Origin of the sequence: Agromyces sp. CCNWLW203 (assembly GCF_036576125.1) — a bacterium.
Taxonomy (GTDB): domain Bacteria; phylum Actinomycetota; class Actinomycetes; order Actinomycetales; family Microbacteriaceae; genus Agromyces.
Genome location: NZ_JAZHYX010000004.1, coordinates 234530 through 247209, shown reverse-complemented (window position 1 = coordinate 247209; position 12680 = coordinate 234530). Strand labels below are relative to the sequence as shown.

The 12680-nt window shown below is 68.1% G+C and carries 14 protein-coding genes; 13 read left to right on the top strand and 1 reads right to left on the bottom strand.

Annotation, left to right across the window (positions count from 1 at the left end; genetic code table 11):
* Positions 1-2: 2 nt before the first annotated feature.
* Positions 3-980 (bottom strand): TetR/AcrR family transcriptional regulator, encoded by a 978-nt coding sequence (locus tag VPH61_RS11470; RefSeq protein ID WP_332063619.1) that lies wholly within the window; start codon positions 978-980, stop codon positions 3-5.
* Positions 981-1111: 131 nt separating this feature from the next.
* Here VPH61_RS11470 and VPH61_RS11465 point away from each other — a divergent pair, with 131 nt between their 5' ends.
* The 13 genes from VPH61_RS11465 to VPH61_RS11405 all read left to right on the top strand — a co-directional run bounded on the left by VPH61_RS11465 (position 1112) and on the right by VPH61_RS11405 (position 12680).
* Complete coding sequence (locus VPH61_RS11465) at positions 1112-2020, top strand: ATP-binding cassette domain-containing protein (protein ID WP_332063618.1); 909 nt, start codon at positions 1112-1114, stop codon at positions 2018-2020.
* Positions 2021-2025: 5 nt separating this feature from the next.
* Positions 2026-2871 carry an ABC transporter permease gene (locus VPH61_RS11460; protein WP_332063617.1) on the top strand — a complete coding sequence of 282 codons (846 nt, stop codon included), beginning with the start codon at positions 2026-2028 and terminating at the stop codon, positions 2869-2871.
* Between the two features lie 100 nt (positions 2872-2971).
* On the top strand, positions 2972-3805 hold the full coding sequence (locus tag VPH61_RS11455; RefSeq protein WP_332063616.1) for an L-threonylcarbamoyladenylate synthase: 834 nt from the start codon (positions 2972-2974) through the stop codon (positions 3803-3805).
* Positions 3802-5106: an MraY family glycosyltransferase gene (locus VPH61_RS11450; RefSeq protein ID WP_332063615.1), complete on the top strand. Its 1305-nt coding sequence runs from the start codon at positions 3802-3804 to the stop codon at positions 5104-5106. The genes VPH61_RS11455 and VPH61_RS11450 overlap by 4 nt, the downstream gene beginning before the upstream one ends.
* Positions 5103-5579, top strand: coding sequence for a hypothetical protein (locus VPH61_RS11445; RefSeq protein WP_332063614.1), 477 nt, complete (start codon positions 5103-5105; stop codon positions 5577-5579). Before VPH61_RS11450 ends, VPH61_RS11445 begins: the two co-directional genes overlap by 4 nt.
* Positions 5580-5760: 181 nt before the next feature.
* On the top strand, positions 5761-6540 hold the full coding sequence (atpB, locus tag VPH61_RS11440) for a F0F1 ATP synthase subunit A (protein WP_332063613.1): 780 nt from the start codon (positions 5761-5763) through the stop codon (positions 6538-6540).
* Positions 6541-6585: 45 nt separating this feature from the next.
* Positions 6586-6819 carry an ATP synthase F0 subunit C gene (gene atpE, locus VPH61_RS11435; RefSeq protein ID WP_022888426.1) on the top strand — a complete coding sequence of 78 codons (234 nt, stop codon included), beginning with the start codon at positions 6586-6588 and terminating at the stop codon, positions 6817-6819.
* 28 nt (positions 6820-6847) lie between these two features.
* Positions 6848-7411, top strand: coding sequence for a F0F1 ATP synthase subunit B (locus VPH61_RS11430; protein WP_332063612.1), 564 nt, complete (start codon positions 6848-6850; stop codon positions 7409-7411).
* Between the two features lie 3 nt (positions 7412-7414).
* Complete coding sequence (locus VPH61_RS11425; protein WP_332063611.1) at positions 7415-8209, top strand: F0F1 ATP synthase subunit delta; 795 nt, start codon at positions 7415-7417, stop codon at positions 8207-8209.
* A 77-nt stretch (positions 8210-8286) separates the two neighbouring features.
* On the top strand, positions 8287-9927 hold the full coding sequence (gene atpA, locus VPH61_RS11420; RefSeq protein ID WP_332063610.1) for a F0F1 ATP synthase subunit alpha: 1641 nt from the start codon (positions 8287-8289) through the stop codon (positions 9925-9927).
* Positions 9928-10021: 94 nt separating this feature from the next.
* Positions 10022-10930, top strand: coding sequence for a F0F1 ATP synthase subunit gamma (locus tag VPH61_RS11415; protein ID WP_332063609.1), 909 nt, complete (start codon positions 10022-10024; stop codon positions 10928-10930).
* Between the two features lie 23 nt (positions 10931-10953).
* Positions 10954-12417, top strand: coding sequence for a F0F1 ATP synthase subunit beta (atpD, locus tag VPH61_RS11410; RefSeq protein WP_332063608.1), 1464 nt, complete (start codon positions 10954-10956; stop codon positions 12415-12417).
* Between the two features lie 2 nt (positions 12418-12419).
* Complete coding sequence (locus VPH61_RS11405; RefSeq protein WP_056014040.1) at positions 12420-12680, top strand: F0F1 ATP synthase subunit epsilon; 261 nt, start codon at positions 12420-12422, stop codon at positions 12678-12680.

Below are 12680 nucleotides of genomic sequence, written 5' to 3'. Positions count from 1 at the left end.
CGCTACTCCTTCTTCGCCCGCTCCGCCTTCTCGCGGGCGTGCTTCTCGCGTTCGAGCGCGTGCTTGATGGTGTCGCGCTCGCGCTTCTGCGCCTCGCGCAGTGCCTTCTCCGCTTCGCGGCGGGCCTTCGCCGCCTCCCGAACCTTCGGATCGCGGGGCAGCTCGAGTGACGGCGGCAGTGGTTCCCTGACGGGGGTTCCGGCGCCCGACTCGACCCGCTCCACGTGGTACTCGATGCCGTCGAGGATGCGCTCGAGGCCGAACGAGAAGTCGTCGTCGCCGTCGTCGGGGTAGGGTTCGGCGCCGGGTTCCGCGACGTAGCCCCCGGCGGTGAGCAGGGGACTCAGGTACGGGAACCGCTCGGGGGTCACGAGCTCGGCGAGCACCTCGAAGAAGTTCGCTCCGGTGACATCCGCCGGGTCGGCCGCCGCCGCTGCGGCGGCGCCGATGTCCCGCTCCTGGGCAGCGGTCGCACGGGCGTAGCTCGTGAGCAGCAGCAGTGTCGACATCTTCTCGCCGTCGCTGAGGGGGAGCGAGCGCACCTCGCGGAGGAACCAGTCGACGATGAGGAGGCTGTTGGGGGTGATCGGCGCGCCCGAGATCGGGATGTCGACGAGCCACGAGTGCTCGCGGTAGGCGGCGCGCATGGCGAGCACCCACGCGGTGATGCCGTCGCGCCAGCCGCGCTCGACCGCCTCGCCCGGCACCGGCGGCAGCACGGCGCCCTCCTGCATCAGCAGGATCAGGTCGTCCTTGCTCGTGACGTACCGGTAGAGCGACATCGTCGTGAAGCCGAGCGACGCCGCGACCCGGCTCATCGAGACGGCGCCGAGCCCCTCCGCATCGGCGATCTCGATGGCCGTGTCGACGATGCGCTCGATCGAGAGTTCGCGCTTGGGGCCGCGCTGCGGGTTGGCCGCGACGCCCCAGGCCAGGGCGACCGCTCGGGGGAGCTCGGGATCGCGTCGCTCAGGGCTCACTGGGGTTCCGTTCTCGAGAGGGTGTTGACGACAGTCTAGAACTGTGTATATGTTAAACAACCGTGGATCACATAAACAGTTTGCGCCATACGCATATCGCAAGCCGCAGTCACCAAGGAACGGAGAACGCCATGAACCTCGCGATCGACGCACGTGGACTCCGCAAGCGCTTCGGCAAGACCGACGTGCTCGCGGGCCTCGACCTCAGGGTGCCTGCGGGCACCGTCTTCGCCCTGCTCGGCCCGAACGGAGCCGGCAAGACGACCACCATCAACATCCTCACGACCCTCGTGACACCCGACGCCGGCACCGCGCTGGTCGGCGGCTTCGACGTCGCGGCGGCGCCGAGCGACGTGAAGGGGCGCATCGCCCTCACCGGCCAGTCGGCGGCCGTCGACGAGGTGCTGACCGGCACCGAGAATCTCGTCATGATGGGCCGGCTCTCCGGACTCGGCCGCCAGCAGTCCCGCGACCGTGCGGCGCAGCTGCTCGAACGCTTCGACCTGACGGATGCCGCGCGCCGCCGTGTCGGCACCTACTCGGGAGGCATGCGCCGCCGGCTCGACCTCGCGCTCAGTCTCGTCGTCGACGTGCCGATCCTGTTCCTCGACGAGCCAACCACCGGCCTCGACACGAGGAGCCGTCAGGAGCTCTGGAACGTCATCCGCGGGCTCACCGAAGCCGGGACGACCGTCTTCCTCACCACGCAGTACCTCGAGGAGGCCGATCAGCTCGCCGACCGCATCGCCGTGCTCGACCGCGGGCGAGTGGCCGCCGAGGGCACCGCCGACGAGCTCAAGGCCCGCATCGGGGGCGATGTCGTCGAACTCCGCAGCGCCGACGGCGCACTGCTCCTCGAGCTGCCGACCGACGGCAGCGTCCACGGACTCCGTGCGGCCATCGACGTGCTCGACCGCTCGCCAGAGGCCTCGGTCGACGGCGCGCAGGTCTCCATCCGCCGCCCCAGCCTCGACGACGTGTTCCTCGCGATCACGGCCGGCGCGGCGGCATCCGCCCCCGAACTCATCGAATCGAAGTGAGCGCCATGACGACGACCGCAACCACCACCGCCACCACCGCCCCGCCCCGCCCGGCCGTTCCCGCCTCATCGGCGGCACCCGCTCGCGCACGACTCGGCGCGTTCACCGCGGAATCGACCTTCATCGGCCGCAGCTTCCGGCATTCGGTGCGCGACGTCGAGGCCCTGCTCATGGCGATCATCCTGCCGACGATGCTGATGCTGATGTTCACCTTCATCTTCGGCAACGCGATCGACCCGTCGGGCGGCTACGTCGACTACGTCGTGCCGGGCATCATCCTCTTGTGCGCGGGCTTCGGAGCCTCCTCGACGGCCATCTCGGTCTCGCGAGACATGACCACCGGCATCATCGACCGGTTCCGCACGATGCCGCTCCGAAGCGGCGCCGTGCTCACTGGCCACGTCGTCGCGAGCCTCGTGCGCAACCTCGTCGCGACCGCCGTCGTGATCGTCGTCGCCCTGCTCGTCGGCTTCCGCCCCGACGCGACGCCGCTCGGCTGGCTCGCCGCGTTCGGCCTCGTGGCGCTCTACATCCTGACGATCACCTACCTCTTCGCGGCGATCGGTCTCGCGGCGTCGAGCCCCGAGGCGGCCAGCGGGTTCGGCTTCATCCTGCTGTTCCTGCCGTACGTCTCGAGTGCCTTCGTGCCGGTCGAGACGATGCCCGAGTGGCTGCAGTGGGTCGCCGAATACCAGCCGATCACACCCATCATCGAGACGATCCGCGGGTTCCTGATGGACACGCCGGTCGACGACACCGTCTGGTGGGCGCTCGGCTGGTGCCTCGCGATCCTGCTCGTCTCGATCGTCTGGGGCAGCGTGCTGTTCCGGCGCAAGGCCGGGCGCCGCTGAGGCGGTGCAGGGCAGCGGATGCCGCGGCGCACGCCTGCGCCGCGGCATCCGTTGCCGCACGCCGTTCCGCCCCGGACTGCTGGTCTAGAATCGGCAGGTCATGACTGCCATCTACGACTGCTCGGTCGACTCAGAGCTCCTCACCGGTATGCGCCTCGCTCGGAGCGCCATCGGGCGCGGGGAGCTCGTCGTCATCCCCACCGACACCGTCTACGGCGTCGCCGCCGATGCCTTCGACGCGAAGGCCGTCGCCCGGCTCCTCGACGCGAAGGGGCGCGACCGCACCTCGCCGCCTCCGGTGCTGATCCCCGGCATCCCGACCCTCGACGCCCTCGCGAGCGAGGTGCCGCCCGCCGTGCGCCAGCTCGTCGGCGAGTTCTGGCCCGGCGGCCTGACCGTGATCCTCCACGCCCAGCCCTCGCTGCAGTGGGACCTCGGCGAGACGCGCGGCACCGTCGCCCTCCGCATGCCGGCGAACCCGATCGCCCTCGAACTCCTCGCCGAGACGGGCCCGCTCGCGGTCTCGTCGGCGAACCGCTCGGGCGAGCCCTCGGCGACCACGGCTGCCGGCGCCGCGGAGATGCTCGGCGAGTCCGTGGCGATCTACCTCGACGGCGGCCCGGCCGGCGGCTCCTACGAGGCCATCGGTGAGCGCGAGGGCGACACGTCCTCGACCATCGTCGACGCGACGGCGCTCGCCCGAGAGGGCGGCCGTCTCCGCATCGTGCGCGCCGGCGTGATCTCGCGCGAGCGCATCGCCGAGGTCGTGGGGGAGGAGCTCCTCGAGCCCGCGCGAGCCGCGGCATCCGAGACGGTGGCCGCCGAGACGACGTCCGAGGCCGCGCCGACCGTCGCGCCCGAGCCCGAGGCAGCACCGGCCGCCGAGCCCGACGGCGCAGCGGCATCCGACGACGGGGACGCCGCCGCCTCATGACCCTCTTCCTGGCCATCGCACTGCTGACGGCGCTCGTCACCTTCGGCGGATCGATCATCGTCTGGAAGCTGAGCCTGAAGTACAAGCTCTACCCGAAGATCCGCGAGCGCGACGTGCACACGCGGCCCACCCCGCGTCTCGGCGGCGTCGCGATGTTCGTCGGCATCCTCATCGCATTCGGCGCGGCGGCGTTCATCTCGACGCTCGGCTCGTCGCGGTTCTCGAACATCGCGATCGTCTTCCAGAACCCGGGCCAGATCCTCGCGATCCTCGGCGCCGCGCTCCTCATCGTGATCGTCGGCGTCGCCGACGACATCTGGGACCTCGACTGGACGACGAAGCTCGCCGCCCAGTTCCTCGCCGCCGGGCTCATCACCTGGCAGGGCGTCTCGATCGTGTCGCTGCCGATCGGCGGTATCACGGTCGGCTCCTCGTGGATGTTCGCGATCATCACGGTCTTCGTCATCGTGCTCGTGATGAACGCGGTGAACTTCATCGACGGTCTCGACGGCCTCGTCGCGGGCGTCGCCCTCATCGCGAACGGCGTGTTCTTCCTCTACTCCTACCTGCTCGTGCAGCAGACCTCGCCGACCAACTACTTCAACCTCGCCTCGCTCGTCGCCGTCATCCTCGTCGGCGCGTGCGCCGGGTTCCTGCCGCTCAACTGGCACCCCGCGAAGCTCTTCATGGGCGACGCGGGCGCCCTCCTCATCGGCCTGCTCATGGCGACCTCCGCCGTCGCCGTCACCGGTCAGCTGAACCCCACGGGCGTCGGCCTCAACCAGTTCGTCGCCGCGTTCATCCCGATCCTGCTGCCGTTCGCGGTGCTCGTGATCCCGCTGCTCGACTTCGGGCTCGCGGTGATGCGCCGTCTCCGCGCCGGCAAGTCGCCGTTCTCGGCCGACCGCAAGCACCTCCACCACCGGCTGCTCGACATGGGTCACTCCCACCTCCACGCGGTGCTGATCCTCTACGCCTGGACCGCGGTCGCCTCGGTCGGATGCCTCCTCACCTACGTCTTCCCGGTCTACTTCAAGATCTCGTCGCTCTGGGCGCTCCTCGCGCTCTTCATCGGCTTCGTCATCTGCGCCGTGTTCACGCTCGCCCCGCTCGGCCGCCGCAAGCGACTCACCGTCGCTGCCGAGGCCGAGGCCGTCGCCGACGTCCCCGAAGCGGATGCGACGGGGCTCGACGAGCTCGCGGGCACCGCCGCCGCCGTCGCCGCCGACTCGGCGAACCGCCCGGCCGCTGCTCAGGACGGCTCGGTAGACTCTGGAGACCCCGAACCTGGAGCACGATGAACGACGCACGACCTGCAGCAGACCGCACCCCGACCTCGAACCCCGTGCTGCGGAGGGCGCTCGTCTGGGGCGGCGTGCTCGCCGGCGTGATCCTCGTCGTCGGCGCGATCCTCGGCTACCTCCTCGCGGGCGTGCCCGGCCTCCTCGGCGCCCTCATCGGCACGCTCATGGCGGTCGTCTTCATGGGCATCACCGCGGCGAGCATCCTCGCCGCGAACCGTTTCGCCTCGAGCGACCTCTTCGTCGGCGCGTTCTTCGGCATCGTGCTCGGCGGCTGGATCCTGAAGTTCATCGTCTTCATCGTGCTCGTCGTAGTGCTGCGCGACGCCGACTGGCTGAACACGACGGCGCTCTTCCTGAGCCTCGTCGCCGGCGTGCTGGCGTCGCTCGCGGTCGACGTGATCGTCGTCGCGAAGTCGCGCCTGCCCTACGTCAGCGACGTCGAACTGCCGAAGGGTCCCACCGACGAATGAGACGCGCTCCGCGATTCGTCGGCAGCCCGAAGTATTGCTAGAGTAATGGGGATCCCCCCACGGTTCTGCCCTGCTCGCGCATGGGCTGCCGAGGTCCATGTTCGTCGCCGCGAGAGCCGAGCTCCACGCCCCGAAACAGGAGAAAGCGCTGCTAGCTAACGCTCTGAACCTGCTGGTTCCGATGTCAACCGATGATGGTGGCTTCCACGGGCCGTCGATCGACGAATTCTTCCCTGGAGCACTGTTCTTCGAAGGCACCCCCTTCGAGATCAACCGCATCATGCTCGTCCGCTTCGTCGCGGTCGCCGCGCTGCTGCTCGTGTTCTGGCTCGGCACCCGTCGCATGAGCGTCGTGCCGGGGCGCTTCCAGAGCCTCGTCGAGATGGGTCTCGACATGGTGCGCGTGAACATCGCCGACGACCTGCTCGGCAAGAAGGACGGCAAGCGGTTCCTGCCGATCCTCACGACCATGTTCTTCATGATCCTGTTCATGAACCTCACGGGTGTCATCCCGTTCCTGAACATCGCCGGCACCTCCGTCATCGGCGTGCCGCTCGTGCTCGCGATCGTCGCGTACGTCACCTTCATCTACGCGGGCGTCAAGAAGAGCCCCAAGAACTTCTTCAAGAACTCGCTCTTCCCCTCGGGTGTTCCGTGGCCGGTGTACATCATCGTCACTCCGATCGAGCTCATCTCGACGTTCGTGATCCGCCCGATCACCCTCACGCTCCGACTCATGATGAACATGATCGTCGGCCACCTCCTGCTGGTGCTCTTCTTCGCGGCGACGCAGTTCTTCGTCGTGCAGATGAGCGGCTGGTGGACCCTGCTCGGCGTCGGAACGCTGGCCTTCGGCCTCGCGTTCACGCTGTTCGAGGTCCTCGTCGCCGTCCTGCAGGCGTACGTCTTCGCCCTCCTCACCGCGGTCTACATCCAGCTCGCGGTCGCAGAAGAGCACTGAGCCCGGGCATCCGCCCAGAACATTCCCTAGGAAAGGAAACCCAACGTGGACGCAACCACCGTTCTCGCTGAGATCAACGGCAACATCGCGACGGTCGGCTACGGCCTCGCGGCCATCGGCCCGGCCATCGGCGTCGGCATCGTCGTCGGCAAGACGATCGAGGGCGTCGCCCGTCAGCCCGAGCTGGCCGGCCGCCTCCAGGTGCTGATGTGGATCGGTATCGCCTTCACCGAGGCGCTCGCCTTCATCGGCATCGCCACCTACTTCATCTTCGTCTGATCCATTCGCCGCAACTGAGGAGGCCAACGTGCTTCATGCAGTACTGAGCGCTGCAACCGAGGGTGGCGAGACCCACAGCCCGGTGATTCCGGAGTGGTACGACATCATCTGGTCGTCGGTCTGCTTCATCATCATCCTCATCTTCTTCTGGAAGTACGTGCTTCCGCGCGTGCAGAAGCTGCTCGATGAGCGCGGCGAGGCGATCGAGGGCAACATCGCGAAGGCCGACGAGGCGCAGCGCAAGGCCGAGGCGGCACTCGAGGAGTACACCGCCCAGCTCGCCGACGCGCGCACCGAAGCCGGTCGCATCCGCGAGACGGCTCGCGACGACAGCAAGAAGATCGTCGCCGAGGCCAAGGAGGCCGCCACCGTCGAGGCCGCGCGCGTCACCGCGAGCGCCCAGGCGCAGATCGAGGCCGAGCGCCAGACGGCACTCGTCTCGCTCCGCTCCGAGGTGGGCACGCTGGCCATCGACCTCGCATCGGGTGTCATCGGCGAGTCGCTCTCCGACGACGCCAAGGCGACCGCCGTCGTCGACCGGTTCCTCGCCGAACTGGAGGCCTCCGAGGCCACCGCCGGGGGGAAGAAGTAGTCCATGGGTAGCGCTACGAGAGAGGCCCTGGCCGGCTCGAAGGCCGCGCTGGCGGAGCTCGGTCGCGCCGAGCTCCCCGTCGCCGAGGCCCTCCTCGCCGCCGGCCGTGTCATCGGCGAGTCCGCGCACCTGCGCACCGCACTCATCGACACCGAGGCGGATGTCGCGCAGAAGCGCGCACTCGTCGAGGCAGTGTTCGGCGCCCGCATCCCGGCCGAGGCCGCCTCGCTCCTCGTGAGCGCGGCTTCGCGCCGGTGGTCGTCGGGCGACGACTTCCTGGCCGGCGTCGAAGAGATCGGCATCCGCGTCGCCGCGGACTCGGCTCCCGACACCGTCGACCTCGACGCCGAGCTGCTCGCATTCGAGCGTGCGGTCGCGGGCGACGCCGAACTCGAGCTCGCGCTCGGGTCGAAGCTCGGGGAGACCGCAGGCAAGACGCAGATCGTCGACCGGCTCCTCGTCGGCAAGGCTTCGCCGCAGGCGGTCGTCATCGTGCGGCACCTCGTGCAGCAGCCGCGCGGGCGCCGCATCGGCGAGCTGCTCCGCCACGGGGCATCCGTCGTCGCCGACCAGCGCGGATTCGACATCGCGACGGTCACGAGTGCCGTTCCGCTCACCGCCGCCCAGCTGGGCCGGCTCGAGCAGGGCCTCGCCGTCCAGGCGGGCCGCCGTGTCCGCTTCGACACCATCGTCGATCCCGCCGTGCTCGGCGGGATCCGCGTGCAGATCGGCGACGACGTCATCGACGGCAGCGTCGCCTCGCGCCTCAGTTCGCTGCGGCAGAAGCTTGCCGGCTGACGCCGGTTGAAACGACCGGCGCTCGCGCCGTGACACACCAGTAGCTGTACAACCGGTACAGAAAAAGGGAAAAGACAATGGCAGAACTCACCATCAGCCCCGACGAGATCCGTTCGGCTCTCTCGGAGTTCGTCTCGTCGTACGAGCCGGGACAGGCGGAGAAGACCGAGGTCGGGTACGTCACCGACGCCGGCGACGGCATCGCGCACGTCGAAGGTCTTCCCTCGGTCATGGCGAACGAGCTGATCCGCTTCGCGGACGGCACGCTCGGTCTCGCGCAGAACCTCGACGAAGACGAGATCGGCGTCGTCGTGCTCGGCGAGTTCACCGGCATCGAAGAGGGCATGGAGGTGACCCGCACCGGCGAGGTCCTCTCCGTCCCCGTCGGTGAGGGCTACCTCGGCCGTGTCGTCGACCCGCTCGGCCACCCGATCGACGGCCTCGGCGAGATCACCGGCCTCGAGGGTCGTCGTGCCCTCGAGCTGCAGGCGCCCGGCGTCATGCAGCGCAAGTCGGTGCACGAGCCGCTGCAGACCGGGATCAAGGCGATCGACGCCATGATCCCCGTCGGCCGCGGCCAGCGCCAGCTCATCATCGGCGACCGCCAGACCGGCAAGACGGCCATCGCGATCGACACGATCATCAACCAGAAGGCCAACTGGGAGACGGGCGACCCGTCGAAGCAGGTTCGCTGCATCTACGTCGCCGTCGGCCAGAAGGGCTCGACCATCGCCTCGGTGAAGGGCGCCCTCGAAGACGCCGGAGCCATGGAGTACACGACGATCGTCGCGGCTCCCGCCTCCGACCCGGCCGGCTTCAAGTACCTCGCGCCGTACACCGGCTCGGCCATCGGCCAGCACTGGATGTACGACTCCAAGCACGTCCTCATCATCTTCGACGACCTGTCGAAGCAGGCCGAGGCCTACCGCGCCGTGTCGCTGCTCCTCCGTCGTCCGCCGGGACGCGAGGCGTACCCCGGTGACGTCTTCTACCTGCACTCGCGTCTGCTCGAGCGTTGCGCGAAGCTCTCCGACGAGCTCGGCGCCGGCTCGATGACGGGTCTGCCGATCATCGAGACGAAGGCCAACGATGTCTCGGCCTACATCCCGACCAACGTGATCTCGATCACCGACGGCCAGATCTTCCTCCAGTCCGACCTGTTCAACTCGAACCAGCGCCCTGCTGTCGACGTCGGCATCTCGGTCTCCCGAGTCGGCGGTGACGCACAGGTCAAGTCGATCAAGAAGGTCTCCGGCACGCTGAAGCTCGAGCTCGCGCAGTACCGCTCGCTCGAGGCGTTCGCGATGTTCGCGTCCGACCTCGACGCCGCGAGCCGCCGTCAGCTCGCTCGAGGCGCTCGCCTCACCGAGCTGCTCAAGCAGCCGCAGTACTCGCCGATGTCGGTCGAGAAGCAGGTCGTCTCGATCTGGGCCGGCACCAACGGCAAGCTCGACGAGGTTCCGGTCGAAGACATCCTCCGTTTCGAGAGCGAGCTGCACGACTTCCTCGCCCGCAACACCAAGGTGCTCGACTCGCTCCGCGAGACCAACGTGCTCTCCGACGAGACCGCGGCCGAACTCGCTACGGCAGTCGACACGTTCAAGCTCGAGTTCCAGACGGGCGAGGGCAAGCCGCTCGCGTCGGTCGGGTCCGAGCAGTTCGAGGCGATCGCTGAAGAAGAGGTCGTCCAGGAGAAGATCGTCAAGGGTCGCCGCTAGTCATTCCGAGGTTCCCTGAGGCTCTCGACGGGAACTGACCTCACGGGGTCGCATCGAGAGCCTCAGCACCAGGAAGACAGGACACAGGAGAAACATGGGAGCGCAGCTTCGGGTCTACCGGCAGAAGATCAAATCCGCCCAGACGACCAAGAAGATCACGCGAGCGATGGAGCTCATCTCCGCCTCGCGGATCCAGAAGGCTCAGGCCCGCGTCGCGGCGTCGGAGCCGTATTCGACCGCCATCACTCGCGCCGTCTCGGCCGTTGCGAGCTACTCGAACGTGGCGCACGTGCTGACGACCGAGCCGGAGCGCATCGATCGCGCCGCGATCGTAATCTTCACGTCCGACCGCGGCCTCGCCGGCGCGTTCAACTCGCAGGTGCTGCGTGAAGCCGAGGAGCTCACCGAGCTCCTGAAGACCCAGGGCAAAGAGGTCGAGTACTTCCTCGTCGGCCGCAAGTCCGTCGGTTACTTCAACTTCCGGCACCGCTCGTTCGAGCGCAGCTGGATCGGCGGCACCGACAACCCCGACTTCGACACGGCGAAGGAGATCGCCGATGCCGTGCTCGAGGCGTTCCTGCGGGACGCTGGCGACGGCGGCGTCGACGAGATCCACATCGTCTACAACCGCTTCGTGAGCCGCATCACCCAGGTTCCGGTGGTCACCCGCCTGCTCCCGCTCGAGGTCGTCGAGAGCGACGAGGCCCCTGAGGCGTCGACGAAGCACGAGGTGTTCCCGCTCTACGAGTTCGAGCCCGACGCGGAGACTGTCCTCGACGGCCTCCTCCCGGTCTACATCGAGAGCCGGATCTACAACGCGATGCTGCAGTCGTCGGCGGCCAAGCACGCTGCGACGCAGAAGGCGATGAAGTCGGCCTCCGACAACGCCGACAAGCTCATCACCGACTACACGCGTCTGGCGAACAATGCGCGCCAGTCCGAGATCACCCAGCAGATTTCCGAGATCGTGGGCGGCGCTGACGCGCTGTCGTCCGCCAAGTAGCCCCTTACGAAGAGAGAGAACACATGACTGACACCGCTACCGCCCCGGCCGCGGCCGCGCCTGTGGCCGGCGCCGTCGGCCGCGTCGCCCGGGTCACCGGCCCCGTGGTCGACATCGAGTTCCCGCACGACTCGATCCCTCCCATCTACAACGCGCTGAAGACCGAGGTCACGATCGAGGGCACCACCTCGGTGCTGACGCTCGAGGTCGCCCAGCACCTCGGTGACGACCTCGTTCGCGCGATCGCCCTGAACCCGACCGACGGCCTCGTCCGCGGCCAGGAGGTCACCGACACCGGCGCATCGATCTCGGTGCCCGTCGGCGATGTCACCAAGGGCAAGGTCTTCAACGTCATCGGCGAGGTGCTGAACGCGGAGCCGGGCGAGCAGATCGAGATCACCGAGCGCTGGCCGATCCACCGCAAGGCGCCCGCATTCGACCAGCTCGAGTCGAAGACCTCCATGTTCGAGACCGGCATCAAGGTCATCGACCTCCTGACGCCGTACGTGCAGGGTGGAAAGATCGGCCTCTTCGGTGGTGCCGGTGTCGGCAAGACCGTCCTCATCCAGGAGATGATCCAGCGCGTCGCGCAGGACCACGGTGGTGTGTCGGTGTTCGCCGGTGTCGGCGAGCGCACCCGTGAGGGCAACGACCTCATCCACGAGATGGAGGAGGCGGGCGTCTTCGACAAGACCGCCCTCGTCTTCGGCCAGATGGACGAGCCGCCGGGAACGCGTCTGCGCGTCGCCCTGTCGGCCCTGACCATGGCGGAGTACTTCCGCGATGTGCAGAAGCAGGACGTGCTGCTCTTCATCGACAACATCTTCCGCTTCACGCAGGCCGGTTCCGAGGTCTCGACGCTGCTCGGCCGCATGCCGTCGGCTGTGGGCTACCAGCCGAACCTCGCCGACGAGATGGGCGTTCTGCAGGAGCGCATCACCTCGACGCGCGGACACTCGATCACCTCGTTGCAGGCGATCTACGTCCCCGCCGACGACTACACCGACCCGGCTCCGGCGACCACCTTCGCCCACCTCGACGCGACGACCGAGCTCTCCCGCGCCATCGCGTCGAAGGGCCTCTACCCGGCCGTCGACCCGCTGACGTCGACCTCGCGCATCCTCGACCCCCGGTACCTGGGTGAAGACCACTACCGCGTCGCCACCACGGTCAAGCAGATCCTCCAGAAGAACAAGGAACTGCAGGAGATCATCGCCATCCTCGGTGTCGACGAGCTCTCCGAGGAAGACAAGATCACGGTGTCGCGTGCGCGCCGCATCGAGCAGTTCCTCTCGCAGAACACCTACATGGCGAAGAAGTTCACCGGTGTCGAGGGCTCGACGGTTCCGCTCAAGGACACGATCGAGTCGTTCGACGCGATCGCCAAGGGCGAGTTCGACCACGTGGCCGAGCAGGCCTTCTTCAACGTCGGTGGCATCTCCGACGTCGAAGAGAAGTGGGCGCAGATCCAGAAGGAGAACGGCTGAGCATGGCCAGCCTCAACGTGAGTGTCGTCTCGGCCGACCAGCAGGTCTGGTCGGGCGAGGCGACCATGGTGGTGGCGCGCACCGTCGAAGGCGAGATCGGCATCCTGCCGGGTCACGAGCCGATGCTCGCGATCCTCGCCGGCGGCGAGGTGCGGGTCACCCTGCCCGGCGGTGAGAAGATCACCGCCAACGCCGATGACGGATTCCTGTCGGTGCAGGCGAATGCGGTGCAGGTCGTCGCATCCCGCGCCGAACTCGTCTGA

Bases quoted from the DNA above. Each gene is read 5' to 3' on its own strand.
- VPH61_RS11450 (WP_332063615.1), top strand. From the start codon at position 3,802: ATGACCCTCTTCCTGGCCATCGCACTGCTGACGGCGCTCGTCACCTTC.
- VPH61_RS11415 (WP_332063609.1), top strand. From the start codon at position 10,022: ATGGGAGCGCAGCTTCGGGTCTACCGGCAGAAGATCAAATCCGCCCAG.
- atpD (WP_332063608.1), top strand. From the start codon at position 10,954: ATGACTGACACCGCTACCGCCCCGGCCGCGGCCGCGCCTGTGGCCGGC.
- VPH61_RS11425 (WP_332063611.1), top strand. From the start codon at position 7,415: ATGGGTAGCGCTACGAGAGAGGCCCTGGCCGGCTCGAAGGCCGCGCTG.
- atpB (WP_332063613.1), top strand. From the start codon at position 5,761: ATGTCAACCGATGATGGTGGCTTCCACGGGCCGTCGATCGACGAATTC.
- VPH61_RS11405 (WP_056014040.1), top strand. From the start codon at position 12,420: ATGGCCAGCCTCAACGTGAGTGTCGTCTCGGCCGACCAGCAGGTCTGG.
- VPH61_RS11445 (WP_332063614.1), top strand. From the start codon at position 5,103: ATGAACGACGCACGACCTGCAGCAGACCGCACCCCGACCTCGAACCCC.
- VPH61_RS11465 (WP_332063618.1), top strand. From the start codon at position 1,112: ATGAACCTCGCGATCGACGCACGTGGACTCCGCAAGCGCTTCGGCAAG.
- atpA (WP_332063610.1), top strand. From the start codon at position 8,287: ATGGCAGAACTCACCATCAGCCCCGACGAGATCCGTTCGGCTCTCTCG.
- VPH61_RS11460 (WP_332063617.1), top strand. From the start codon at position 2,026: ATGACGACGACCGCAACCACCACCGCCACCACCGCCCCGCCCCGCCCG.
- VPH61_RS11455 (WP_332063616.1), top strand. From the start codon at position 2,972: ATGACTGCCATCTACGACTGCTCGGTCGACTCAGAGCTCCTCACCGGT.